26 protein-coding genes are annotated in these 25098 nt (G+C 66.4%); 13 read left to right on the top strand and 13 right to left on the bottom strand.

The window, feature by feature from the left end; translation table 11 throughout:
• Positions 1–260 (top strand): PAAR domain-containing protein (locus AC1DR1_RS16935; protein ID WP_476992939.1); only part of this gene is annotated, 260 nt, incomplete at its 5' end.
• Positions 261–1292: 1032 nt separating this feature from the next.
• Positions 1293–1913 carry an L-threonylcarbamoyladenylate synthase gene (locus AC1DR1_RS16940; RefSeq protein WP_229992154.1) on the top strand — a complete coding sequence of 207 codons (621 nt, stop codon included), beginning with the start codon at positions 1293–1295 and terminating at the stop codon, positions 1911–1913.
• An 87-nt stretch (positions 1914–2000) separates the two neighbouring features.
• On the opposite strand, the gene AC1DR1_RS16945 is transcribed toward AC1DR1_RS16940, so the two are convergent.
• The 3 genes from AC1DR1_RS16945 to AC1DR1_RS16955 all read right to left on the bottom strand — a co-directional run bounded on the left by AC1DR1_RS16945 (position 2001) and on the right by AC1DR1_RS16955 (position 4728).
• Positions 2001–2264, bottom strand: coding sequence for a hypothetical protein (locus AC1DR1_RS16945; RefSeq protein ID WP_229992155.1), 264 nt, complete (start codon positions 2262–2264; stop codon positions 2001–2003).
• 185 nt (positions 2265–2449) lie between these two features.
• A complete protein-coding gene (locus AC1DR1_RS16950; RefSeq protein WP_229992156.1) occupies positions 2450–3388 on the bottom strand; it encodes an AfsR/SARP family transcriptional regulator in 939 nt (312 codons plus the stop codon).
• A 356-nt stretch (positions 3389–3744) separates the two neighbouring features.
• Entirely contained in the window at positions 3745–4728 is a 984-nt protein-coding gene (locus tag AC1DR1_RS16955) for a S1C family serine protease (RefSeq protein WP_229992157.1), read from the bottom strand.
• A gap of 184 nt (positions 4729–4912) precedes the next feature.
• Here AC1DR1_RS16955 and AC1DR1_RS16960 point away from each other — a divergent pair, with 184 nt between their 5' ends.
• The 3 genes from AC1DR1_RS16960 to AC1DR1_RS16970 all read left to right on the top strand — a co-directional run bounded on the left by AC1DR1_RS16960 (position 4913) and on the right by AC1DR1_RS16970 (position 9278).
• Positions 4913–5416 carry an HtaA domain-containing protein gene (locus AC1DR1_RS16960; RefSeq protein ID WP_229992158.1) on the top strand — a complete coding sequence of 168 codons (504 nt, stop codon included), beginning with the start codon at positions 4913–4915 and terminating at the stop codon, positions 5414–5416.
• Positions 5417–5531: 115 nt separating this feature from the next.
• Positions 5532–7445, top strand: coding sequence for an alpha-amylase family protein (locus AC1DR1_RS16965; protein ID WP_229992159.1), 1914 nt, complete (start codon positions 5532–5534; stop codon positions 7443–7445).
• A gap of 354 nt (positions 7446–7799) precedes the next feature.
• The gene (locus AC1DR1_RS16970; protein WP_476992940.1) at positions 7800–9278 is read left to right on the top strand and encodes a sensor histidine kinase; all 1479 of its coding nucleotides are present in this window, start codon (positions 7800–7802) and stop codon (positions 9276–9278) included.
• Here the strand turns inward: AC1DR1_RS16970 and AC1DR1_RS16975 are convergent.
• On the bottom strand, positions 9226–9936 hold the full coding sequence (locus AC1DR1_RS16975) for a response regulator transcription factor (RefSeq protein WP_229992161.1): 711 nt from the start codon (positions 9934–9936) through the stop codon (positions 9226–9228). The genes AC1DR1_RS16970 and AC1DR1_RS16975 overlap by 53 nt on opposite strands.
• A 97-nt stretch (positions 9937–10033) precedes the next feature.
• A complete protein-coding gene (locus tag AC1DR1_RS16980) occupies positions 10034–10279 on the bottom strand; it encodes a hypothetical protein (RefSeq protein WP_229992162.1) in 246 nt (81 codons plus the stop codon).
• A gap of 299 nt (positions 10280–10578) precedes the next feature.
• Here AC1DR1_RS16980 and AC1DR1_RS16985 point away from each other — a divergent pair, with 299 nt between their 5' ends.
• Complete coding sequence (locus tag AC1DR1_RS16985; protein ID WP_028276793.1) at positions 10579–10881, top strand: DUF4193 domain-containing protein; 303 nt, start codon at positions 10579–10581, stop codon at positions 10879–10881.
• A 351-nt stretch (positions 10882–11232) separates the two neighbouring features.
• On the top strand, positions 11233–13389 hold the full coding sequence (locus AC1DR1_RS16990) for a putative bifunctional diguanylate cyclase/phosphodiesterase (protein WP_229992163.1): 2157 nt from the start codon (positions 11233–11235) through the stop codon (positions 13387–13389).
• Between the two features lie 7 nt (positions 13390–13396).
• Here AC1DR1_RS16990 and AC1DR1_RS16995 read toward each other — a convergent pair whose 3' ends face one another.
• On the bottom strand, positions 13397–14362 hold the full coding sequence (locus AC1DR1_RS16995; protein WP_476992941.1) for a cation diffusion facilitator family transporter: 966 nt from the start codon (positions 14360–14362) through the stop codon (positions 13397–13399).
• 320 nt (positions 14363–14682) lie between these two features.
• Between AC1DR1_RS16995 and AC1DR1_RS17000 the strand changes: the two genes are divergently transcribed.
• Both AC1DR1_RS17000 and AC1DR1_RS17005 read left to right on the top strand, forming a co-directional pair.
• Positions 14683–15078 (top strand): hypothetical protein, encoded by a 396-nt coding sequence (locus tag AC1DR1_RS17000; protein ID WP_229992165.1) that lies wholly within the window; start codon positions 14683–14685, stop codon positions 15076–15078.
• Between the two features lie 57 nt (positions 15079–15135).
• The gene (locus AC1DR1_RS17005) at positions 15136–16026 is read left to right on the top strand and encodes a CDP-alcohol phosphatidyltransferase family protein (protein ID WP_229992166.1); all 891 of its coding nucleotides are present in this window, start codon (positions 15136–15138) and stop codon (positions 16024–16026) included.
• Here AC1DR1_RS17005 and AC1DR1_RS17010 read toward each other — a convergent pair.
• A complete protein-coding gene (locus AC1DR1_RS17010; RefSeq protein ID WP_229992167.1) occupies positions 16023–17516 on the bottom strand; it encodes an FAD-dependent oxidoreductase in 1494 nt (497 codons plus the stop codon). The genes AC1DR1_RS17005 and AC1DR1_RS17010 overlap by 4 nt on opposite strands.
• Before the next feature lie 27 nt (positions 17517–17543).
• Positions 17544–18983, bottom strand: a complete 1440-nt coding sequence (locus tag AC1DR1_RS17015) for a DUF2252 domain-containing protein (RefSeq protein ID WP_229992168.1) — start codon at positions 18981–18983, stop codon at positions 17544–17546.
• 324 nt (positions 18984–19307) lie between these two features.
• On the opposite strand from AC1DR1_RS17015, the gene AC1DR1_RS17020 reads away from it, so the two are divergent.
• Both AC1DR1_RS17020 and AC1DR1_RS17025 read left to right on the top strand, forming a co-directional pair.
• Entirely contained in the window at positions 19308–19664 is a 357-nt protein-coding gene (locus AC1DR1_RS17020; RefSeq protein WP_229992169.1) for a carboxymuconolactone decarboxylase family protein, read from the top strand.
• A gap of 166 nt (positions 19665–19830) precedes the next feature.
• Positions 19831–20409 (top strand): TMEM175 family protein, encoded by a 579-nt coding sequence (locus tag AC1DR1_RS17025; protein ID WP_229992170.1) that lies wholly within the window; start codon positions 19831–19833, stop codon positions 20407–20409.
• Between the two features lie 30 nt (positions 20410–20439).
• On the opposite strand, the gene AC1DR1_RS17030 is transcribed toward AC1DR1_RS17025, so the two are convergent.
• From AC1DR1_RS17030 to AC1DR1_RS17040, 3 genes are all read right to left on the bottom strand, one after another.
• Positions 20440–20787, bottom strand: coding sequence for a GNAT family N-acetyltransferase (locus AC1DR1_RS17030; RefSeq protein WP_229992171.1), 348 nt, complete (start codon positions 20785–20787; stop codon positions 20440–20442).
• Positions 20788–20861: 74 nt separating this feature from the next.
• The gene (locus AC1DR1_RS17035; protein ID WP_229992172.1) at positions 20862–21866 is read right to left on the bottom strand and encodes a pirin family protein; all 1005 of its coding nucleotides are present in this window, start codon (positions 21864–21866) and stop codon (positions 20862–20864) included.
• 70 nt (positions 21867–21936) lie between these two features.
• Positions 21937–23220: an SAM-dependent methyltransferase gene (locus AC1DR1_RS17040; RefSeq protein ID WP_229992173.1), complete on the bottom strand. Its 1284-nt coding sequence runs from the start codon at positions 23218–23220 to the stop codon at positions 21937–21939.
• 193 nt (positions 23221–23413) lie between these two features.
• Here AC1DR1_RS17040 and AC1DR1_RS17045 point away from each other — a divergent pair, with 193 nt between their 5' ends.
• Positions 23414–23758, top strand: a complete 345-nt coding sequence (locus AC1DR1_RS17045; RefSeq protein ID WP_229992174.1) for a hypothetical protein — start codon at positions 23414–23416, stop codon at positions 23756–23758.
• Positions 23759–23921: 163 nt separating this feature from the next.
• Positions 23922–24236: a hypothetical protein gene (locus AC1DR1_RS17050; RefSeq protein WP_229992175.1), complete on the top strand. Its 315-nt coding sequence runs from the start codon at positions 23922–23924 to the stop codon at positions 24234–24236.
• On the opposite strand, the gene AC1DR1_RS17055 is transcribed toward AC1DR1_RS17050, so the two are convergent.
• Together AC1DR1_RS17055 and AC1DR1_RS17060 are read right to left on the bottom strand one after the other, a co-directional pair.
• Positions 24226–24363: a hypothetical protein gene (locus AC1DR1_RS17055; protein WP_229992176.1), complete on the bottom strand. Its 138-nt coding sequence runs from the start codon at positions 24361–24363 to the stop codon at positions 24226–24228. The two genes, AC1DR1_RS17050 and AC1DR1_RS17055, sit on opposite strands and share 11 nt — an antisense overlap.
• A gap of 46 nt (positions 24364–24409) precedes the next feature.
• Positions 24410–25012 carry a nucleoside/nucleotide kinase family protein gene (locus tag AC1DR1_RS17060; protein ID WP_229992177.1) on the bottom strand — a complete coding sequence of 201 codons (603 nt, stop codon included), beginning with the start codon at positions 25010–25012 and terminating at the stop codon, positions 24410–24412.
• Between the last annotated feature and the right edge of the window lie 86 nt (positions 25013–25098).

Raw genomic sequence — 25098 nt, forward strand, 5'->3', positions numbered from 1 at the left:
GCCCCAAACCGCATGCCGGCGGACCCGTCACCCCGGCCGCGGCCGTGGTGACCGTTCTCATCGGGGGGATGCCGGCCGCAGTCGCCAATTCCATTCCCGGTGGCATCGTCTGCGTTTCCCCTGCACCGAACGGCATCGCCAGCGGCAGCCTGACCGTGATGATCGGCGGCTTTCCCGCCGCTCGTGTGGGCGACCTGAGCCTGCACGGGACACCCATTGCTCCGGGTCCGGGGTGCCCCACCGTCATCATCGGCGGATGAGCACGGCCGCTGACGGACCCAGCCCGGCGGAGAACCGGACTAGGAAGAACATGGCGAAGCAGTCGGAGACGGGGTCACCCCTTGAGTCTCTGCCGGCCCCGCTCCGAGTGTCGGCGTCGTCTGAGGCACGGCGCATTCCTTCGGCTCGAGTCCTGCGGCCGTTACACAGGAAGCCGGACTCCCGCCAGATTCCACTGGTGCACACGTCACACACCCCGAGGGACTCCCGTCAGGTTCCAAGGTTGGGCACGTCACACATGGTGCCTGCGTTCCGTTGGGCTCGGCCGCCGGACACGTCACACAAGATCCAGGGGGTCCGTCGGGTAAGGCCGCCGGACAGGTCACGCACGGCGCAGGAGACCCGTCGGGCCCCGGCGGCGGACACGTCACACAGGTTGCCGGTGTTCCATTCGGCGCTGCCGACGAACACGTCACGCATGGCGGCGGCGGCGTGCCTGGTACCGCCGTTGGGGACGTGCAGGCTGGTGTCGGGGACTGCGTAGTCTCAGTGGGGGTCGGAGTGGGCGTCTGAGTGGACTCTGTCGGTGTCGGAGTGGACGACTCACTGGACCCAGTCGGCGGCGGACTAGGCGACTCACTGGACCCAGTCGGCGGCGGACTAGGCGACTCACTGGACCCAGTCGGCGGCGGACTGGGCGCAGTGGCGGAACCGGAGGACTGAGCGGTCTGCTGAGCAAAGGGATCAAGCGGCCCTGTGGGCGGGCCACAGCCCGCAACGCCAAATTGGAGCAGGATGAGCAACCCGATGCAAGCAGCGCATCCACGACGAGTACCCATATTGTGTCCCGCTCCGCTCGTAGACGGTTCGCCTGCTGAAATCCCTGCGCGAAAGGGGTCTGGCCCACTACGCATCCAGCTTGCGGTTCGCACCCGACTGAAGCACGCCTCGGCGGGGCACACTTTCGGGCAGACTTGACGGCCGTAATGTTTGAGACCGCGGACGGCTTGAGCCGCTGCCTGGTCGGGCCGCACAGTAGGTGACTGGTCCGCCGTCGGGCGTAAGCTCGTGCCATGGCGAGATACTTCGATGTGCACCCCGAGAACCCCCAAGCGCGTTCCATCCTCCAGGCGGTAGAGATCGTGCGCTCAGGCGGCCTGATCGTTTACCCCACAGATTCCTGCTATGCCCTCGGCGCGCAGCTGGGAAGCAAGGAGGCGCTGGACCGAATCAGGAGCATCCGCCAACTCGATAACAAACACCACTTCACGCTCGTCTGCAAGGACTTCGCGCAGTTGGGCCAGTTCGTCCAGATCGACAACGATGTCTTCCGCAGGATCAAGGCCGTCACCCCCGGCAGCTACACCTTCATCCTGCCCGCCACCCGGGAGGTCCCCAAGCGGCTGCTGCACCCGAAGAAGAAGACAGTCGGCGTGCGCATCCCGGACAACCACGTGGTCCAGGCACTTCTCGCCGAGCTCGGCGAACCCCTGCTGTCCAGCACGCTGCTGCTACCGGACGAGGAAGAGCCTCTTACGCAGGGGTGGGAGATCAAGGAGCGCCTGGACCACGTAGTGGATGCCGTGATCGATTCCGGCGACTGCGGTGCTGAGCCAACCACGGTGATCGATTTCTCCAGCGGCGTCGCGGAAGTCGTCCGGCGCGGCATGGGCGATCCTTCCCGCTTCGAGTAGCGGAAGACGCCCGGCGGCGACGGCACAGCGTACATTGCGGGCCGGGTCCGCTGCGGGCTGGGTGCGGTGCCGGCTAATCGTGGCGAGCTAGGCGGATTCCGCCGCGCTCGTCTGCCGGTTCCGCAGCCACCGACGGACGAGGTCGATGGCGGCGACGAGCCCGGCCAGGGGCGAGAGCACCGCTGCGGCATAGACGAACATCATCCAGGTCAGGGTGGTCACCGGGGCCTGGCGGGTGCTCAGGAGCGACAGTCCGCCGAAGAGGCCCAGGATCCAGAACAGGATGACCCCGGACAGCACTGCAGCTGCGGGGAAGTACTCGTTCGTGACGACTTTCTTCAAGGTTTCCATGGGCCCTCCTCACACCCGGCGGTGGGACTGCCCGCCAGGGTCATTCCAAGTATGGGGCCCGGCACGACGGAATTTCCCGAGAATCCCGGCCACGTGACCAAGCTAACTCCTCGTCCCGGCGGTGGCAGCCTTTTGTGCCCTTCAAATTGGCGCTGCCGGCCCGCCGGGGACGGGGATGCGGGGCGTCAGACCGCGGCCCGGACGCGCTGGAGGAAGGAATCAAGCACCCGTCCGGCATTCTCATGCATGCGCCGCGACTCCGCCGCCGGAAGCTGCCGGCTCTTGGGCGCGTTCAACCGCTCACCCAGGTAGAGCAGCGCCGCCAATACCTCGGAGAGTTCGGAATTACTTTCCGCACGCTGGCGCAGGAGCCGCAGATGAGCCTCCTGCAGGGCCGGGCCCGGGGTGCAGCCAAGATCGCGGTCAAAGAGCCTGCGGCAACGGTCATACGCCGCCAGGCCTTCCGCCGGCAGGCCGGCCTGTTCATAGGCTGTCACCAGAACCGTCCAGGCCCGCTCGTTCAAGGGTTCCGCCCGAATGGCAGCCTGAACCAGGTTGACGGCCTCGTCCGGTTTGTCCAGCAGGGCCGCCGTTTCGGCCGCGAGGATCTGCAGCGCCACTTTCTCGGCTGCATGGCGTGCGCGAGCCTCTTCCGCCCAGTCAGAGGCGAGCTCGAACCCGAGCAGTGGCTCGGCGGAAATCTCCAGGGCCTCGAGCATCAAAGGGTACGCCTCATCCGGAGCCAGCTCACCGGCGTCGCGGACCAGTCCACGGAACCGGAACAAATCCAGATCCACGAGGGTGGGGTCCAGGACGTAACCGCTGTTGGCCGTGCGGAGCGGACCGGTCTTGGTCTGGCCTGGCTGTATGGCACGCCGGATACCGCTGATATAGCTCTCGAGCGTCGCCACGGAGCCATCACTCGCGCCGGCGCCCCAGAGAAGATCGATCAGGCGGGTCTTGGACACGGGCGTGCCAAGGTTCAGCAGAAGAATTTCCAGTATGTGCCGGGGTTTGCATCCCCCCATGTCGGCGGCCGTCAACGCCACGCCGTCCCGGCGCACTTCGAATGATCCGAATAGGCGGACCGAAATGGAGGGTGTAATTTCCGTTGGGCTATCCACGATGTTCTCCGATTTCCCCAGGTAAAACGAACTCAATCGTCTGCGAAGAGCCGGATCAACATCGAAACCAGGCCGTACTGAGACACTGTTCCCTCCGGCTTTCCAATGACACCGTGACACGCCCGGCCGGGCGCAACAAGGCATGCCGCTACCCGATCTTTCGCCCAAAGAAAGACGGGTACAGGCGTCAGTACCGTTGAGTAAGGACGTGGAGCGGCGGGCAGGTATTTGCGGCGCCAAACAAGTAATTCCGCGGGCGGCCGCAATTTGGACCCAAGTAGTTAAGCAGGGCAGGAATTCGGCCTCGGCGGGACTATTTCAGCGGGTAAAATCGCCCTCTCTGGGCGGGATTTTCCCTACTGGTTGTCGGTCATCTCCGCGGGCACCGCCACCAGCCTGAGGTCCGAGCCGTCACGGAGCACGGCAAGTTCCAAGGGCTCCCCGATCGCTTCGGCGAACAGCAGTTTCTGCAGGCTCTCGGCGTTGGACACGTACATCTGTCCGACCTTCAGGAGGATGTCGCCGGCCCGGAGCCCGGCGCGCTCGGCCGGCGACCCCGGCAGGACTTCGACCACAAGCAGGCCCTCCCTGCGGCCTGTCCGGACGACGGCGCTTGGCTGCAGCTGGATCGGCGTGTTAACCAGACCCAGGTACGCCCGGCGGACACGGCCGTCCTTGAGCAGCGAAGCAATGATCCGCCGGGACGTGGCGTTGATTGGAACCGCCAGGCCGAGCCCGACTCCGGCCACGGCGGTATTGATGCCGACGATCCGGCCGCGGGCGTCCGCCAGCGCCCCGCCTGAACTGCCGGGGTTGAGGGCCGCGTCGGTCTGGATGACGTCCTCGATCACGCGCCGGCTCCGCCCGGACCAGACGGGGATGGAACGGCCAAGCCCGCTTACCACGCCGGCGGTGACGGAGCCTGCGAGCCCGAGCGGATTGCCCACGGCGATAACCAGCTGGCCGACCCGAAGGGATTCGGCGTCGCCCATTTCCGCCGGCGCCGCCGTGGGCGCCCTGCCATGGACCACGGCAAGATCGGAGAGCGGGTCGGCGCCCACCACGTCAACAGCCGTGCTGGTGCCGTCGGCGAAGACGGCATGGCCGGACTGGGCGCCGCCCACCACGTGGGCATTCGTGAGCAGATACCCGTCCGAGGTGAACAGCACGGCCGAACCCGCACCGACCCTGAGCCTGCCGTTGCGCCCGTTGCCGGTCATTTCGAGCGCTGCGACGTGCTGTGTGACAGCCTCGGCCACGCGGATGACCGTTGCGGAATAGGAATCCAGGGGGTCTTCGGACACCTCGGATCCGGATACCCTGCTGATGGACGCGGCCACTGTGCACCTCCTGCAAACCGGTACTCATCCAAGTCAACCACCGCCGCCCCGGCAGTAGTCCTGGAGTGCCTACGCCGTCAGAGAAATACGCCGGATGAAGCGGCTGCGGAGCAACAGTTCAGCCCGGCGCGGATCCACGGCTAGGCTCGGACGTAGATCCGCCCGACAGCCCAGGAGAACCTACGTGACACCAGCGTCCGCTTCCCCCGCTCCGCTGCCCCCGCCGGGCCTTACCTGGGGCATCAAGCGCAGCTTCATGGATTACATCTCGGGACTGCCTGACGGTGCCGTCTCCGCGGCCGACGGCGCCACGGTGACCGCGTCCGGGGAGTTCTGTTTCGCCCCCGCCGGCTCCGAGTACGACCCCGCCAGCGGCACGGGCGTGCTGCGCTTCCGCGGCGATGTCCGCGTTGCCGGACACCACGGAATGATGTTCGTCCGGCTGCTGGATCCGTGGGTCGAGTTCACGACCGGGCACGGGGTCCTGTCCATCAGCACGGGCGACGGCGGCGGGACGGACCGCTTGGATGTCGGCACCCTGCGTACGGCCGCGCCCCGCAACATGGAAGGGTTCCTGGTCTGGGAACGCGTCGAGGTGGCCGTATCCCAGGCCGGTTCGGAACTGTTCGACGGCCAGTACGCCGACGGCCAGGCGATGGACCCACTCGTCATCCGGGTGCCTGCGTAAGCCGGACGACGCCCGGGGATACGTGGCTCCTGCACTGGGCACCGGTCCGTCCGTCTGCAAGGATGTCAACTGTCGCGGCGCCGTCGGGGGCCGAAGTTCGTCAAAGGAGACCTCCATGGTTGAACCCGCCCTGATCGATCAAGAGGCCCGCCGGCATGTGCTCCAGGCGTTGGCGCCGGGCACAGGAATCGGGTGGGACGGGCCGGACCGGGCGGTCTTCGAAGAGCGCTTCGACCGCCATTTCCCGGCCCTGTTCCGGTTGTTCCACGATCTCTACGGCGCACGGCACGATTGGTTGGATCAGCTCACGGAACTCGTAATGCAGTCCGCCCGGTCGTGGGCCGAGAGGCCGGCGGAGCTCAAGAGCCTCGACGCCGAACGGGAACACAACACCGGCTGGTTCCAGGCCAACACCATGCTCGGCGGCGTCTGCTATGTCGACCGGTACGCCGAGGACCTGGCGGGTGTCCGCGCCCGGATCCCCTATTTCAAGGAACTGGGCCTCACCTATCTGCACTTGATGCCGTTGTTCCTGGCCCCCGAACCGCACTCCGACGGCGGCTACGCCGTCTCCAGTTACCGCGACGTCAATCCTAAGCTCGGCACCATGGCCCAGCTGCGTGAGCTTGCCGCCGAGCTGCGGGCGAACGGCATCAGCCTCGTCGTCGATTTCATCTTCAACCACACCTCCGACGAACACGAGTGGGCCCGGAAGGCGGCCGCGGGCGACCCGTCGTACAGCGACTACTACTGGATCTTCCCGGACCGGTCGATGCCGGACGCGTTCGAGCAAACTGTGCGCGAAATCTTTCCGGACGACCACCCTGGTTCTTTTGTCGATTTGCCGGACGGACGGTGGGTCTGGACCACCTTCCACACGTTCCAATGGGACCTCAACTACTCCAACCCGGACGTCTTCCGGGCCATGGCCGGCGAAATGTTGTTCCTGGCCAACCAGGGCGTGGACATTCTCCGGATGGACGCCGTGGCCTTCATTTGGAAGCAGCTCGGCACGCCCTGTGAGAATCTGCCCGAAGCCCACACGCTGCTGCAGGCGTTCAATGCCGTGTGCCGGCTGGCCGCGCCGTCGCTGCTGTTCAAATCCGAGGCGATCGTCCACCCCGATGAGGTGGCCCGGTACATCGACCCCGCCGAGTGCCAGCTCTCCTACAATCCCCTGCAGATGGCCCTGATCTGGGAGGCGTTGGCCACCCGCGACGTTTCGCTCCTCAACCAGGCCTTGGAGCGTCGTCACAATATCCCGGACGGCACGTCCTGGGTCAACTACGTCCGCAGCCACGACGACATCGGTTGGACGTTTGCGGATGAGGACGCCGCCGAGCTGGGCATCAATGCCTTCGAGCACCGGCGGTTCCTCAATTCCTTCTACGTGAACCGTTTCCCGGGAAGCTTCGCCCGCGGCGTGCCCTTTCAGGACAACCCCCGCACCGGCGATTGCCGGATTTCTGGCACCACGGCGTCGCTGTGCGGGTTGGAGAGTGGAACAGCTGCGGCGGTGAACCGGATCCTGCTGGCCCATTCGGTGGCTTTCAGCACCGGGGGCATTCCGCTGCTGTATCTCGGTGACGAAGTGGGACAGTCCAACGACTACCAGTACGCCGTCGAGGAAGGCCACGGAACGGACAGCCGCTGGGTGCACCGGCCGCACTACCCGGCCGACGACTACGCGCAGCGTGCGGACCAGGAAACCCCCGCCGGGGCGGTCTACGCCGGGCTGCGCCGGATGATTTCCGTACGGTCCGTGACGCCGGAACTGGCCGGCACCCTGCTGGTCGGGTTCGCCACGAACAACCCGGGTGTCCTGGGGTACCAGCGTCCGGGAGATGGAGCGCTGGTCCTCGCGCTGGCCAACTTCACCGACAGCCCGCAGCAGGTAGCGGCTGTGACGTTTTCCGGCTTCGCGGCCGGCGCCGTGGACATCCTGACCGGCGCCCGGCTGCGCCTCGACGCGGGGCTTGTCCTGCAGGCCCAGCAGTTCCTCTGGCTCCGGGTAACGCCCCGGCCGTGAGGTCCTGGTCCGCGGCTCATCGGCCTGACGGGCCGGGACCTAGCCGTGGTGGTCAAAAGTTGCGGCGTAGCGAAGGAATGTCGTGTCCGGCCGCACACTGGTTGAGGAGAGCGTGCGGCCGGAATCTATGGACGAACGGCCCCGTGATGGCCGGCGGCCGACCTTCTTCGGCCTATTTCCACTGTCCCGCATCCGGCTGAGAATGGACTGAGAGCATCCTATTCCGGGGGGACCGTGCGCGCCCGCGGACCGCTCCGGCCGCCGCCGGGGGTGTGGGCCCGGGCGGGAGACCACGGCAATGCCGCCGTGATGGTTGTCCGGATCCGCGTATTGACGCATTCTTGGAGCATGGCAGTGGGCAAACGAGCCTCATCCAGCCGTTCCGGCAGGGGCGAGATCCGTTGGGGCGTGCGGAAGCAGTCGACGGCGGTCGCCGTCGGGGTCGTTGCCGTGGCACTGCTGCTCGGCGGTGTGGTCCTCCTTATCCTGCTGCAGGCATCCCTGGCGCGATCGAGCGACGCCGCAGCCCAGCAGAAGGCGCTGGACGTGGTCGCCGAAATGGAGGATATGGACGTCGCGGATGCCCGCGCCTACATCGTTGATACAGCGCATGCCGGCCAGTTCGTCCAGGTGTTGGATACCGCCGGGTACGTATTGGCCAGCTCGGATCCCGAGGTCGCCAACGCCCCGCTCTCAGCCCAGCGGCCCGGCCCGGGCCAGACCATGACGCAAGACGTCTCGAGCCTGCCGAGCATCGGGGACACCGACGATTACCACATCGTCACCGTGGGAGCACGGACCGGCACGCTGAGCTATACGGTGGTGGTGGCCCAGGCCTCACAGATACAGGCCGACACCCTTTCCACGGTCGCGTGGTTCATGCTGGGAGCCACGCCGCTGCTTCTGGTCACCGTGGCAGCGTCCGTGTGGCTCCTGGTGGGGCGTTCCCTCCGCCAGGTGGAGCGGATCCGTGGCCAGGTGGCCCGGATCAACGCCGAGCGGCTGGATGGGCGCGTTGATGTGCCGCCCACCAACGACGAAATCCAGGCCTTGGCGCTGACCATGAACACGATGCTGGACCGGCTGCAGGCCTCGGACAGTGAACAGCGCAGGTTCGTCTCGGACGCCAGCCACGAGCTGCGCAGCCCGCTGGCCACGCTGAGGGCCGGAATCGAGATCGCCGCTGCGGACCCGACCGGGGCGATGTGGCTGCAGATGAAGGATGTCCTCGCCGAGGAGACGTCCCGCATGAGCTTCCTCGTGGAGGACCTGCTGACGCTGGCCAAAGCCAATGATGGCGGCCCGAAGGTGGAGCAGAAGGACGTCGATCTTGACGACGTACTGGACCAGGAGATCCGCCGGCTGCGGTCCACCAGCCGGAACCAGATCACAGTGGAGCTCGTTCCGGCACGGATCCGCGGCGACGCCCACCGGCTGGCGCAGGTCCTCCGGAACGTCCTGGACAACGCCGACCGCCATGCCCTGTCCCGGGTTGCCGTGAACCTGCACACCGCCGGGGACCGGGTCGTCATCACGGTCGACAACGACGGCGACCCCATTCCGGAGGCGGACCGGGAGCGGATCTTCGAACGATTTGTCCGGCTCGACGGCAGCCGCTCCCGGGAGGGCGGTGGCAGCGGACTTGGCCTGGCCATCGCAGCGGGAATTGTGGCAGCCCATCATGGGAGCATCCGGCCGACGGACGGACCAGCAGGTTACTGCAGGTTTGAGATGGCCTTTCCCCTTCCGGAACCTACGCAGACTGCGGAGCCGGTGGACGTCATTCCTCGCGAATCCCGGCGGCACGGGGTCCAGGGATCGGGTCGGCGCTGAGCAGGTAGCCCATGCCGCGCACGGTGGTCAGGGTGTGGATTCCGAACGGGACATCGATCTTGCGCCGAAGGTAGCCGATGTAGACCTCCACAACGTTGTTCGCGCCCTCGAAAGCCGGATCCCAGACGTTTTGCAGGATCTCCGCCTTTGAGACGATCTGGTCGTGCCGTCGCATCAGGTAGTGCAGGAGCCCGTACTCCCTGGCCGTGAGGCTGATGAGGGTATCGCCGCGGCGCACACTGTGGCTGACGGGGTCCAGCGACAAGGTGCCAAGAGTCATGATGACGGGCCGGGCTGGTGCTCCGCGCCGGATCAGCGCCCTGATCCGGGCCACCAGGACCAAGAAGCTGAACGGCTTGGTGAGGTAGTCATCAGCGCCCAGGTCGAAGGCATCGGTCTGGTCGTATTCGCCGTCTTTGGCCGTGAGCATCAGAACCGGGGTCCAGACTTTGCGTTGCCGCAATTCCTTCAAGACGTCATAGCCGTTCATCCGCGGCAGCATGAGGTCCAGAAGGATGGCATCGTACGCGTTCTCCAGCGCCGCAGAGAGTCCCCGCACGCCGTCGTGGGCGACGTCGACCACGAACCCCTCATTCTTCAGTCCGCGGCGCACTGTTTCCGCCAGGGCATGCTCATCCTCGACCATCAGAATCCGCAATCCGGCCCCCTCCCTTTGAGCCAGTATGGCCCTTGATGGGCCGGGCTGGAAGGAATCCGGTGCGTCTAGTGAGAGGGTGGTGCTAATTGCCGTCCGGTTAGGCCTGCGGGGCCGGCCCGAACAGCCAGCCCGAGACATCGCTGCGCAGGATCACATGGGGTCCTCCGGTGGAACTGACACTCCCGTTGGGGACGTAGTAGCCGCGCCCGGCCCCGGGACCGCCGGCGGCGCGGTCGATCGCGTCGGTGAGGCGCCGGGTCAGGTGCCCACTGGGGCCCAGGGACCGCAGTTCATTGAGTTCGTCCTGCGTGAGCCGTCCCAGCACTGCAGCGATATCGGCCATGGTGAATCCCTCCCGACGAATGGTGCGGATGGTGCCCAAGGTGGATGGTCCCTAAAGAATCAGGCTAGGGCACGCAAATTAACAGCACGTGACGCCCCGGTGACCAGTGGCGAACGAAGCGTGCAGGGCAGCGCCGCGGGCGGGCGCCTCCGGGTGTCGCGAGAGTCACTGCCACGACTCCCCCGGTCCCCAGCATTTACACGGCGTCATGCTGTACCGTTCAATCCGGAGATCCGGAGATCCGGATCTCCGGAGAGACACTGAATCACACCCCCAGCAACTGAAATGAGTACCACCAGGTGGCAACCGATTATGACGAAGTACGCTCCGACGTCGCGGAATCCCGCAACGCTTCCCTGGAGGCGCTCCGTTCGGCGAATGCGCCTGACGCCCGCAGCGTTGTCCGCGAACTCGACGAGGCCGATACCTCCGAAGGCGTGGAGCTTCCGGGAGCAGATCTTTCCGGCGAGGAACTGACCGTCACGGTCATTCCGCAAAAAGAGGATGAGTTCACCTGCTATTCCTGTTTCCTGGTGCGGCACCGGTCCCAACTGGCCAAGGAGAAGGCCGGCCACGCGTACTGCGCCGACTGCCTCAGCTAGCCCCCGGCAGGAGGCCCAGCCAGGCAGGAGAATTCGAACCTGGCAGGTGAAGTTCCGGCACGCTGCGCTACAGTGTCGGCCGTCCGCCGACTACACTGCTGTCACATGCTTCACAATAGTGTCAGGAGGTAGCCGGACATGACCCGCCGGGGCCAGGTCGGCTACGCTCCTTGATTGACGATGCGGCGAGTGCCGGCACGTGGCCGGAGGCTGAGTATGCGTAAGTCCAACAGCAGGTTGGCGGACCCTGCTGCTGCGTCGTCGTCGGCCCCCGCAAATTCCCCGGGACGTTCCCACGCTGGGGCGGCTGAGCCGGCAGATGGACCGACGGGCCCGCGGACGCGGATCGGGATGCCCGCCCGCCCGCGGAGCCTGCAGCGTGAATGGTCCAGGGCCTTCACGCTGGTACTCGTGGCCCTGGTCGCCGGGGCCGCGGTAACCCTCGTCGGCGTCCGTGTTGTCACGGACCATATGCAGCACGCCGCCGCGCAGCACCGCGACGAGTCGGAGGCCGTCGCCGAACTGCGGGCCGGCCTTGATGCCCACGAACAAGCCGGGCTCCAACTGTTGTCCGCAGGGGCAGTGGATCCATCCGCCTTTTTGCAGCAGCAAAAGGACGTCTCCGCCCAGTTCGATGCCGCCGCCGGGATCCTGCCGGTGGCGTACGGCATGCGGGACGCAGTCCGCGAGGCCCGGACCGCGTGGCAGGAGGGACTGTCCGCGCACGGTCTCTGGGGAAGCCAGGTGGCCAGTCTCCACGGCAACCGCGTGGCGGAGGCGCCGGCGTTTGCCGCATCGGGCGCGAGGGCCCGCGCGTTGCTGGCTAACGTCCGTCGCGCCTCGCTTGACGCGCTCGACGACGGCGTCGCTCACGGTGCCGAGCTCCAGCAGATGGTGTCGACCGGCCGCATAGCCCTTTTTGCGCTGGCCGTGGGCGGCGTGTTCCTATTCCGCCGACGGATGACCAGGTACCTGATGCGCCCGGTGGAGGGGCTGTACCGTGGGGTCGTGAAGCTGCAATCCGGCGACTACAGCCACCGGATCAGCGTTGTCCGCGACGACGAACTCGGCCAGTTGGCCGAGGCCTTCAATTCCATGGCCGCCACGGTGCATGACAGTCACCTGGAACTGACCTTCCGCGCCACGCACGACCCCCTCACGGGGCTGGCCAACCGGGCGGTTCTCGCCGAACGCCTCGCCGCCGTGTTTGGCCCCGGGGCTCCTCACCCGGAAGGCAAGGAAGGCTTTGGCGCCGGGCGCAGCGACCACCGCGAAGGCCTGTTGATCATCGACGTCGACGACTTCAAGGACGTCAATGATTCCCTGGGCCATGAGGGCGGCGACGCGTTGCTTATTCAGCTAGCCCAACGCCTCCGGGGCTGCGTGCGCGCCCATGACCTCGTCGCCCGGCTGGGCGGGGACGAATTCGCGATCGTCGTGATGGATGACTGCGGCACGGCGACGGACGACGTCGCCGGGCGTATCCAGGACGCGCTGCGCGACACCTTCAGCATCGATGAGGTCCGGCTCAAGGTATCCGTCAGCATGGGCGCCGCCCAGCGCGGCGCCGGGACTGCAGATCCAGCCGAGCTGATGCGGCAGGCCGACTTCGCCATGTACATGGCCAAACACGGCGGCAAGGGCCGCTACCAGCTCTTCGATGCCCGGGGCTACGACGAAATGACCTTCCGTGCCGCCCTCCGGGCGGACCTTGCCACAGCCGTGCAGGCCGGGCAGTTGCGCCTCGACTACCAGCCCGTGGTTAACCTGGGCACCGGTGAGATCGCCGGAGTGGAGGCCCTGGTCCGCTGGGAACACCCGACCCTGGGCCGGCTGGGACCGGCCGACTTCATCCCCCTGGCCGAGGAAACCGGCGAGATCGGTTCCATCGGCTGCTGGGTGCTGGACACCGCAAGCCGTCACGTCGCCGGCTGGCGCCGCTCCCCTGGCACGGCCGGGGACCTCTGGGTCTCGGTCAATCTCTCCACGCTTCAGTTGTCCAGCGACCGGAACCTGGCAGCCCTTGAGCGCATCCTGGCCCACCCCGCTTCGCAGGCCGACAAAGTGATCCTCGAGGTCACCGAATCCGCCCTGGCCACGAGCGCCGATGGCGGAGTCGCCGCCCTTAACCGGCTGAAGAGCTTCGGCGTACGAATCGCAATCGACGACTTCGGGACCGGGTTCTCTTCGCTCAGCACGCTCGCGGTGCTACCTGCGGACATTCTCAAGATCGACCGCGCCTTCCTGTCCGGGTTGCCTGGGGACGCCCCGGCCACAGCGATGCTTGAGGGGATCCTGGAAGTGGCCCGGAAACTGGACCTGGCCGTCATCGCCGAAGGCATCGAGGACAGCGGGCAGCTGGATCTCCTGCGCTCCCTCGGTTGCGACATGGGGCAGGGCTTCCTCCTTGCCAGTCCCAGCCCGTCCCCTGTTCTCGAGGCGCTGCTGGCCTCGGGGGCTCTTCTGCAGCCACCGGCCGGCCTGGACGCGCCGGCGAACGGCGTATGAGCCTGAGTTAGCGTTGCCCTTCAAGGGCAGGGAAGTCCAGCGAGGGCTCGTCCGCGGTGGCGAGTGTCAGGACGGCCTCCTCGACGGTTTCGTGGTCCTCAAGTTCGCGTTCAACGCGGCGCAAGGCCACGGCCACGTCGTGTTCGCGGAGGTCCCCCAGTATGTCCACTGCCGCCACGACGTAAAGCTTGCGCGGGCCGACGTACTCGAGATGCAGATAGGTGATGCGCTCGATTTCGGGGTGCTCCAGGAGTCGGCGGGCCATGCTGCCCTCGATATCGCTGGTCACTGCCTGACCCACCAGGAAGCGCCGGTTCCGCTCGATCAGTACGACGGCGACGCCGGCCAGCAGGATACCCACGAGAATGGACCCCACGGCGTCCGGCACTGAAGATCCCGTGACCTGGTGCAGGAAAATCCCGGCGAAGGCGATGAGGAGGCCGATCAGCGCAGCCCCGTCCTCGGCAAAGACCGCGCGCAGCGTGGGATCGGAGCTCTTAAGGACCTGTTCGAGGGTGTTCCGGTCCAGCTCGCGCGCCGCCTTCCGGGTCTGCCGGAACGCCTGGATGAAGGACACGCCCTCAAGGACGAACGCGACCGTCAGCACCACGTAGGCGATCGCATAGTCTCCTGCCGGCTCCGGGGTGAGCAACTGCTGGATGCCGTGCATCACCGACACCACCGCCCCGGCCGTAAACAGGCCAAAGGCGGCGACCATGGACCACACGTAGGCCTCGCGCCCGTACCCCATTGGGTGGGCCTTGTCCCGTTTCCTCGCGGCCTTCCGTTCGGCGATCAGCAGGAAGACCTGGTTGCCGGTGTCGGCCCAGGAGTGGGCAGCCTCTGCAGCCATGGACGCCGAGCCGGAGATGAGCGCGGCCACGGTTTTGGCCACCGCGACCAGAACGTTCGCTGCAAAGGCGATGAGCACTGTCAGCGATGCGGTCCAGGACTTCTTGCTGTCAAGCTTCACGCAATCTTCCCTCCCGTGGCTGTGGAATGCATGCCAGTGACTACGCTATCTCCCGCGCCCGGCGTTCACGGTGATCTGGTCCCATTCCTGCCTAGTAGGAGCACAATGAAACTAGTACGTTCATCCGCTCTTTTTCCACAAGCTGCTCGGAGTGGTGCGCTATGAATGCTCGCCGGACGCTGTCACCGCCGACTTCACCGCGCCGACGAAGCCCGGAACCTACCCGTACACCTGCACGTTCCATCCGGGCATGCACGGGGTGTTGATCGTCAATGAGCGCCCAAAGCCCCGAACAGTCAGTGCGAGTCTATGGATCCGGCATGACGTTGCGCGTCCTCACGGCCGCCGCCTTGTTCATTGACGCCGCCGTCCACATCCATCTGGCCCCGGGCTACCAGGCGGGGAACCCCGCGGGTATCGGCCAAGGCAATCTTTTCCTGCTGGAATCGGCCGCGGCTGTGCTGTCCGGGTTGTACGTATTGCTGCGCGGCAGCAGGGCCGCCTACGCCGTCGCGTTCGTCGTTGCGTTCAGTGCCTTTGCCGCAGTGGTGGCGTACCGCTACGTGAATATCCCCGCGTTCGGGCCATTTCCGGCCATGTACGAGCCCATCTGGTTTTTCGAGAAGTCCCTCAGCGCCGTCGCCGAAGGCGCCGGAGCCGTTCTGGCCGCCGTCGGCTTCGCCCGGGCCGGGCGGCGCACCACGTCCCCGCAGTAAGCAAGCCGGTACAGCAGACTTGCTAGCATGTGGGCGGGGTGGTTCAGGCTGAAGCCGATGACACAGGGCACGCGACAAAAGGGTACGACGTCTACAGGCACGGCCTCCACTGGCCCGCCTTCAGTCCCGCTGACAGTCTCGTCGACAGGCACTGAGTCCGATGCCGCAGGGCAGTCTGGCCTGGCATCAGCGGCCGCCCGCCGTGCCGTTGCGGATGCCGGGACCGCTGTCGCCGCCTATCTTGTGGCCTGGGCCTCGCTCGGCTCGACAGTCCTCACTGGCCCGGCTCCCTGGTTCCTGGCTCTGGCGGCGGGCGCAGCGGTGATCGTAAGGGCAGCTGGCTCCGTTCTGCGGCGGACACCCCGGTTTTCCACCCCCGCGGACCGCGTTACCCTGGCCAGGGCCGCCATCGTGGCGTGCTGCGCCGCAGAGACTGTGGTTGGCTTCATGGCCGGAGCCGCGGCAAGCTCTCTGGTGGTTCTCCTGGGCACGGCAGCGTTCCTGCTCGATGCCGTGGATGGCCGGGTAGCACGGTGGACGGGGTCAGCGACGGCCGAGGGTTCACGGCTGGACTCGGACACGGACGCCGCGCTTGTTCTAGTGCTGTCCTGCGCGGCGGCGGGAACGTTCGGCCTGTGGCCCCTGGGCATCGGGCTGATGTACTACGCGTTCCTCGCAGCAGCCTGGTTCCGGCCGTCCCTGAAGAATCCGCTGCCGTCCAGCACCGTACGCAGGATCATCGGAGCCACCCAGCCCGCGGCCCTGTTGTTCGCCCTGTTGCCGGGCGTCCCTCCGGCCCTGGGAGCCATGGTCCTGGGCGCCGCGCTTGGGCTGCTGGCCTTTTCATTCGGGCGGGACGTCGTCGAGCTGGAACGGCTCCGCCGGGCGGCCCTCAACGCGGCGGCCAGCTCCCCCGCCTCATGCGCCGACACCCCGGCGGGCACTTAACGCGGTGCGGGTCTCGGCGCCAGGTTCACCGCCGCAGGGCCCTGTATGACTGCGCCGTCCGCGGCAAACCGCGAGCCGTGACAGGGGCAGTCCCAGGTCGAGTCGTCCGCGTTGAACGCGACAGTGCAGCCCAGATGCGTGCAAATGGCCGAGGCGGCGAGGAGCTCCCCGGCAGGGCCGGCGTAGACGGCGGTCATTTCGCCGTCGATCTCCACTACGGCACCTTCGCCCGGACGCAGCCCGGCGACGGTCGGTTGGTCCGGCTGCGATTGGTCCGGGTGGCCGCTCTTCCCGACGGCCTGGCCGGTCGCCGGAATGCGGTTGGTGTCGAAGACCGCCGCCCAGGGGTTGTGCCGCCCCGTGAGCGTGTCGGCCAGGACCAGCGCGGCGGCGGTGCCGTTGGTCAGGCCCCACTTGCGCAGCCCGGTGATCACATGAACGTGCCCCGCCGTCGGGGTCAAAGTCCCGGCATAGGGCAACCCGTCGACGGGCATGGTGTCCTGCGTGGACCAGCGGAAGCTGGTCTCCCTGGTTCCGAGGCGCTCACGGGAGAATACCGCGAGGCGGCGGTACCGGACGGCAGCATCGGCGGTCTCGGCGGCCCGGTGGCCCTCGCCGCCGGTGAGAACGTAACGGGAACCGTCGACGTCGATCGCCAGGATTGAGCGCATCGGCTCGTCGACACTGATGAAGGTCCCGTCCAGGGGCGCCGCAGGTGCCAGGCAGGCAACGATGTACGAGCGGTGCAGGTAGCAGCGCTCGGCAAAGAGACCTCCGTCGCCGACGGGGACGTTGGTGGCAATGATCACCTCGCGTGCCCGGACCGTGCCGCGCCCGGTCTCGACGACGGCGGGCACACCATCGCGCACCGAGGTGACGCGCGAGTCCTCGAGCACGTGGCTTCCGCCCCCGTCCACTGCGCGGGCGAGGCCCTGCAGGTACTTGACCGCGTGAAGCTGCGCCTGGCCGTCGAACCGGACTGCGCCCCGGACAGCGAACGGCAGCGGCGTGTCAGAGGTAAAGACTGAAGGAAGGCCGAGCCGTGCGGCCAGGGCGGCCTCGTCGCGGACGCGGGTGAGTGCGTCGTCGGATTCTGCGTAGGTGTAGTTGGACACCCTGCGGAAGTTGCAGTCGATGCCCTCCTCTGCCACGACGCGCGCAATGTGCTCGATGGCGGCCTGGTTTGCCTGCCCGTACCTGCCTGCGACGTCGGGTCCATGCAGGTCAGCAAGTTCGGTGTAGACCAGCCGGTGCAGGGAGGTGACCTTCCCGGTGGTGTGCCCCGTGACGCCGGTGCCAATGCGCGCGGCCTCGAGGACCGCGACGGTGTGGCCGGCACGTTTGAGGGCCAGCGCCGCAGTCAGCCCGGCGATCCCTCCCCCAACTACGGCCACGTCGACCTCGAGATCCGAGTCCAGGCAGGGATAGCCAGTGCCGCCGGCCGTGGCGACCCAGAGCGAAACCTGTCGTCCTTCGAGCCGTTCACCCACGGCGGTGCCTCCCCTGAACTTCCGGAATCAGAGGCCCTCGACTGCTTCCAGCCGGCCGGAACGAACCGCGTCGGCGAACGCCTGGTAGTCCTTTTCGTTCTGGTCCGCGTACCGCTCGGAGAAGTCGGTGATCGACACGTCGAATTTGTCGCTCTTGCCGAGGTAGGCGGCGATTGCGATCGGGTCCCCGGACCGGGCGTGGGCACGGGCGAGGGTCCACCCGCATGCGTTGGCATAGAAATTCATGCCGAGCGGTTTCATGCCTTCCACAATGGCTGAGCCCTTCATGTCACGCAGTTGGCGCCAATACAGGTACCGGTTGTCCTGCACGCCCTTGGTCCACCCCAGGAAGATGTCACTCGCGGCCTGCATCATCCGCTGGCCCTGCACCACTCGCTCGCCCGGCTGCTTGAACCTGCTCTTCGGCAAGTGGTCCTCGAGCACCGACCTTGTGGCCTCCTTGACCTGGAGGAACAGCGGATCCTGCTCATCCCGGCCCTGGAGCAAGGCGATGAACGCCCGCGTGCCGACACTGCCGACGCCCACCACCTTGCGGGCGACATCGATGACTTCGAAGCGCTCCAGCAAGATACGTCGGTCGTCTGGCAGGGTCGCCCGGTAGGAACGGAGCTGCTCACGAACCGCCTTCTGAATCCCATCCGCAGACATGCCGAATGATTCACCCAGCTCCCGTGCGGGAATGACGATCGGCGGCTGGCTGACGATCCGGTACTCCCCGTCCACCCGCTCGGCGAGCTTGGAGAGTGCCTGCAGGCTGTCGCGGGTGTGGGCCTTGGCGACGTTCTGTTTCGCCACCTTTTCCATCCCGTGGGCTGCCTTCTTGAGGGCCTTGCCCTTTTGAGTTGCGACGGCCAGCTCGAGGGTTTCCATTAGCTGTTCCTCGGACAGGCGGGCGTACCAGATGTCCAGGGTGCCCATCTGCGCGAACTCTGCCATCGCCTCCCGGTACGCCCGTACGGCAGCGAGGGTGACATCATGCGTCTCTTCCTTGGTGTACTCGTTGTTGCGGGCCGCGATAGTGAAGCTCGCCGCCATCCGTTTGACGTCGTACTCGAAGGGGCCGGGCAGTGTCTCGTCGAAATCGTTGAGGTCGAACAGCAGGGTTCGCTCAGGAGATGCGAAGACACCGAAGTTGGACAGATGGGCGTCCCCGCACAGTTGGGACACCAGGCCGGCCCTGGGAGTGTCTTTCAGATCGGTTGCCATGATCTTGGCTGCGCCCCGGTAGAACGTAAACGGTGAGACCAGCATCCGGCCGTGACGCACCGGCACGAGGTCCTGTTCCCGGGTGAGGTTCTGTTCCTCGAGCAGCGCGACCGGATCGGGCCGGTCGGAAGCAGGCTTCCACCCGGTGTGGCTGGAGACGGGCGTCTTTTCCCGGCGGCCCTTGCCCTTCGCAGCACGTTCCTCGACGCTCGGATGCTTGACTTTTTTGGTCTCGGCCATGATCGGCGACCTCCCTATTAGGTCCGGAACCGCCACCGGCACTGCTTGCCTGGGTCAGTCCCCGCCGAGCGCGCCAATGCGCCTCGGCTCAAGCTACTGCGATTCTGGCCCCGAACCGGCCCATCGTCAACGCACCGCCGAACGAGCCTGCAGCGCAGGCACAAAAACACGATCTGTTCTTGTGCCAGGCGGCTTACCATCGATTCATGCTGTTCGGGTGATGCCACCCCGGGTCGTGGCGGGTTACGTTCATGACGAGTCGGGCCGATCCGCTCACGTCGCGTCAGTCGGCGCACACCCCCGCTAACAGTTGGAGAAATGATCATGGCCGAACAAGATACCCCCGTCCTCGACGCCCTCGCCGACATCACTGCCGTCTCGCTCGAACGCTCCACGCTCGAGCCTCGCGAGTTGATGCTGGCCCGGATCGCGGTACTCGTCGCCGTCGAAGCCCCTGCCGCCTCATACCTCCTCAACGCCGGCACGGCGGTGGACGTCGGCATCACGGCGGAGGATGTCCAAGGAATCCTCATCGCCGTTGCGCCCATTGTCGGCACCCCCCGTGTTGTGGCGGCGGCCGGCAACATCGCCGCTGCGCTCGGCTTCGCGATAGCAGTAGCCGAGGCTGAGCTCGAAGCCGAGCTAGAGGCAGCCGAGGCCGACGCCCAGCCCAAGGACTGACCCGCCAGGTGGTGATAGCCGCCGTAATGTCTGACTCTGGCTGCCTCCCGGCGTAGACTCCTCGCAAATAAGCGGACTGGCGTGCCGGCCCCCGCACTGCGCGCTCGCCGGCGTCGCTGGTCCCTGCGACGCATCGGTCACGATGCCCGGATCCAGGGGTGCCACTGTGAATAAGAACCGTCTGGAGGCCTTCAGCGACGGCGTGCTGGCCATCATCATTACCATCATGGTGCTGGAGCTTCATGTCCCGGCGGAACCCACATGGTCGGCGTTGCTCCACGAGCTTCCAACGGTGCTGAGTTATCTGCTGAGCTTTGTGTATGTGGGGATCTACTGGAACAACCACCACCACATGCTGCATTTGGCCGGGCGGATCAACGGTGGAGTTCTCTGGGCAAATCTGCACCTGCTGTTCTGGCTCTCCCTCATCCCGTTTACCACCCGATGGATGAACGACGCCGGCCTGGCACAGGTCCCCGTCCTGGTCTACGGACTGAATCTGCTGTTCGCGGCCATTGCCTACTACATCCTAAAAACGGCGCTGATCAGCCAGCAGGGACGCGGTGGTGCCCTGGATCAGGCCATGGGACAGGACTGGAAAGGCAAGGGATCGCCTCTCTTGTACATCGTGGGGATGGGGCTGACCTTTGTGAATCCGCTCCTGGGGATCGCCGCTTACACGGTGGTCGCCGCGATCTGGCTGATCCCTGACCGGCGTGTGGAGCGGTTTGTCGCGCACACGTGAGTCTCAAGGCGCACGTGAGTCTCGAGGCGGCTACTGCCGGACGCGTTGGGCCAGCGAGGCGCTCAGGAACCGCAGATGCGCCGGGGTGGGCCGTACCACGTTCGCCGCGTAGCCGGAGTGCTTGCCAAGGTACTTCTTGATGTAGGGACACACAGGAACGATTGTGAGGCCCGCGGCGACAGTTTCATCGAGTGCCTGTGCGGCCAGCATCCCGGCCAGCCCGCGGCCGCCATATTCCTCGTTGATCTCCGTGTGGTAGAAGATCCGCTGGTCTGCCGCGATGTCATCCACGTAAGCGGCCTGTCCGATCAGTGCGTCGGCGTCGAACACTTCGAAGCGGCTGCGTTCCGAGTTGTGTCGGATCGTGATCGTGGTCAATATGGTCTCCTTGAGCGGGGCGGATTGGCCCGGCAGGCGGGCTTGTGGATGCAGGACCTGCCGGTGTGGACAGTTCAGCCGCGTGGCCGGATGCGGGCATTCGGCAGGGCCGGAGCCGGGAGGGCCGCAGCCTGCCCGGGCGGAAACGGGCCGAACCGCAGGTCCGTGCCTGCCCCCGCGGCCGAGGCCGGGCCAGAACCGTCCGGGGCACCGATTTCCGCCTGCCATTGGTCCCGGAACGCGACGATCTCGTCGTGGCTGCGTCCGACGAAGTTCCACCACATCACGATCTTTTCGCCCAGCGGCTCGCCGCCGATCAGGAGGACACGGGCACCGTCACTGCCCGCGGCCAGGGTCAGGGACGCATGACCGGCCGGAAGGTACGCCAGGTGGTCCTTGGCGACGGCGTGTCCGTCCAGGACAAGGTTGCCCGAGTCCACCAGGAGGCCATGTTCAAAGGACACGTCGGATTCGAGGGTCAGTTCCGCCCCTGCCTCGAGCAGGATCTCCGCGCCCAGCAGGGGCGTGTGGGTTGCGACTGGCGAGGCGGACCCGGCGAGCGTGCCCAGGAAGACGCGCATGGTCCAGCCGATTCCGGTGACCGGTTCGGGGCGATAGTGCTCGAACGTGGGTGCCATGTGGCGTGCGGCGTCCGGGAGCGCCACCCACAGCTGCGCGCCGTGCAGGACCGCTGTGTCGGGGGTGGAAAATTCCGAGTGGCTGATGCCACGGCCAGCGGTCATGAGGTTCACTTCGCCCGGGCGCACCGTTGCGTGGAAGCCTGCCGAGTCCCGGTGTTCAATCTCCCCCGTGAACAGCCAGCTGACGGTCTGCAGCCCGGTGTGCGGGTGGCGCGGGACCTGCATGCCGCCGGAATCGCTGACCGGGTCCGGGCCATAGTGGTCCAGGAAGCACCAGGCGCCGATCAGACTGCGCTGGCGCTGCGGCAGGGTGCGCCGCACGTCCATCGCGCGTGGGCCGCCCAACGGGACCTGCCGCGGAACCAGTATCTCGACGCCGACGCATGTCATGTCTGTTTCACAGAGGATTTCCTGCGGCGCAACTTCGGTATTGCTCATGATGACAGCCTAGCTTCGCACGGTCCGCAGGTCAGCCGCCATGACATGCCCGGCGCCTGGCCGCTCGGCTTCAGATCCACGCGGAGCGGCGCAACGGGGGTTCATCACCGCCCGGGCGCTGGACCAGGATCTGGTTCACGCCGGTGAGGCCGGCCTCGAAGCCAAGGGCGCTCGCGGCCATGTAGAGCCGCCAGATCCGGGCCCGTCCCGCGCCCGCGGAGCGGACGGCCTCGTCCCAGTGCTCCTCCAGGTTCCGCACCCAGGCCCGGAGCGTCAGGGCATAGTGGCGCCGCAACGCCTCAACGTCCAGGACTTCCAGGCTTGCTGATTCGAGCGCCTCGACCATGTCCGAAAGGCTGAGCATCTCGCCGTCGGGGAAGACATAGCGGGGAATGAACGAGTCCGGGTCCGGTGATGTAGGTCCGGCGTTCCAGGAGATCGCGTGGTTGAGCAGCCGGCCGCCCGGGCGGAGCAGCCGGTGCAGCCGGGACGAATAGTGCTCGATCTGTTCGCGCCCTACGTGCTCTGACATGCCGATGGAGCTGATCGCGTCGAACGGCCCGTCGTCCACATCGCGGTAGTCCTGCACCCGGATGTCCACCCGCTCCGTCAGCCCGGCGTCCGCGGCCCTTTTGCGGGCCAGTGCCGCCTGCTCGACTGAGAGCGTGACGCCGACGACGTCGGCCCCGAAGTGTTGGGCGGCGTGCAGCGCGAAGCTGCCCCAGCCGCACCCCACATCCAGCACGCGCATACCCGGCTTGAGGCCCAGCTTGCGGCAGACCAGGTCGAGCTTGGCGGCCTGGGCGGCTTCAAGCCCGGCTTCGTCCGATTCCCAGACGGCGCAGGAGTAAACCATGGACAGGCCCAGGACGAGCGCGTAGAAGTCGTTCCCGACGTCGTAGTGGTGTGAGATGGCCGCGGCGTCGCGCCCCTTGGAGTGACGCCTGCCGTACCGGCCCACGCGGGCTTCCTCCGGCGGTGGTGCCGGGTTGGGCCCGAGCGCGCCGAGACGGACGGCAGCCTTGAGCAGCGCGAACCCTTCGCGGGGAGACGGCGGCCGGAACGGTCCGGGCTCGGCGAATTTTCCGGCCGAGCTGAGGGCGGCGAAGGCGGCGAAGATGTCGCCGGGTGCGTCGATTTCACCGGCCACATAGGCACGGCTCAGTCCGAGCTGCCCGGGGGACCACAGCATCCGGCGAAGTGCCCTCCGGGATCGGAATACGACAAGGGGAGCATTTTCCGGGCCCGCTTCCGAGCCGTCCCACGCCCTCAGCCTCAGGGGAATCCCGTCGGTGCCAAGGATGATCGCCAGTGCGTCGGCCAGCCGTGAAGCCGCATTCGTGGATGTCCCCATGTCCAGTGCCTCGATTCTCGTGACTCGTCTCCAATGCCGTGGGCTGCGCCCGGCAGTTCCAAACATAAGGGCGGAACATGGCCCTCAACCAGAGCTTAGGTCCCCATTCCTTGCCCACCGCGCTTTTCCCATCGTGGCGGGGCGGCCCTGCCGGCTCTGGCGCTTGGGGATGCGGTTGCCTATGGTGGGTCCTATGTCTGAGTCTTTCTCGTCCCTCGTGGACACGTTCAAGAATGTGGGTGTTTCCCGGGCGTACGGCCCCGCCATGAACATCGCAGGGGAAGAGGTCATCCCCGTCGCGGTGGTTACTTTCGGCTTCGGCGGAGGCAGCAGCACCGAAGACGCCCAGACCGGCGGGGGAAGTGGCGGCGGGGGCGGCGGCTTCGTCTTACCCCTGGGTGTCTATGCCAAGAGCCCGGCCGGCCAGATGACTTTCCGGCCCAACACCGTGGTGGTGCTTGCGGCGCTGGCCCCGTTGGTGTGCGCCGTCGGCATTTCGATCCGCGGCATTCTTCGCGCCGTCCGCTCCCGCCGGTAGCACCGTGGCCTAAAGGCCAAGGATTCCCCAAGCCGGGCAGTGCATCGTTTGGTTTGGGCAGCCTGGGTCTCGGGCAGCTCTGTGGACGGGCCTCGGATGGACATGATCGGCCATGAACTTATTCAGAACTGCATGCGCAGCTTCCTTGGGCGGGGCACTCCTCATGACAGGATGCGCTGCACCTGTCGCCACGCCGGGACCGACGACCACAGTGACGGCGACTCCCCCGCCATCGGTGGTGGTCTTCGATCCGCAGACCAGCGGCAAGGTTCTGGCCGAGCGGATCAAGGCCCGCGCCAAACCCAAGGAGCCCGGCATCACGATCTCTGATGTGGAGTGCAAGAACTTCCCGAACATCAAGGTGAACACGCATACGGACTGCCAGATGGTGGTCAACGGGGTCAAACGGGGGTATCGGGCCACGTTCACCCAGCGTGACGGTCACTACGAAATCAAGGCCCAGGAACTCACCTGGTAGCAGGCGGGGCGTACGACATGACGGGTTCCCGGTCGTCGTCTGCTTCCACCCAGGCCGCGAAGTCCTTCAGTGACATGAAGCAGTAGTAATCGCAGTAGCGCAGGTTCTTCTTCTCCGACTTGCTCATGCCGGTTATTCGATGCGGGCGCCGTCATGGATGGGATGACTACGGTCTAGGGGGCCTGGGCCAGCCGCTCGCCTTGGCTCTTGCCGGCGTCGGCGATGGCGATGGCCAGTTCGGAGAACACTTCCTCCGGTGTACCGGACGCAGCCAGTTCGGTGAAGTGCGCGTATTCGGGCATCGATCGGTAGGCGGCCCTCAACGAGTGGAGCTCACCGAGCGTTTCCATGTCCGTGCCGCGCGCCAACACTCTTTGATGCGCCTGTTCAGGGTCGATCACGAGGTGGACCACCACGTCAGGCTTTGGAAACTTCGTCAGAAGGAAGGGAAGCAGCCGGCCACGGGGAAGGCCCCGCGCCTGGCGTAGCGCAAGCTGGCAGTGCAAGTGGCGGTCCATGATGACCAGGCCCGGATGCCTGTGCGCCCTGGCGTGGGAAACCACCACATTCGCCGTGCGGATCGCTGTCTCTACGGCATCGGCCAGCCGCGGGTGAAGTTGTATGCCGAACTGTGCGCTCAGCAGTGACATCCTGCGCCGGCCTGCGTAGTTTCTAAGCAGCAGCGCCTTCTTGCCCGCCCGCCGTTCGGCGGCAACCGTTGCCTGTGCGGCGGTGGTTTTCCCCGATCCGTCAATTCCCGTCAAGACAATCAGCAATCCGGCTCCTTCTGGTGGTGGCGGTGTTCGTGCCCGGGTGAGCCACCCGGTGCCTTTCCCGATGACAGGGCGGCGTCGAGGGTAAA

This window comes from Arthrobacter sp. P4_F10 (assembly GCF_056401435.1).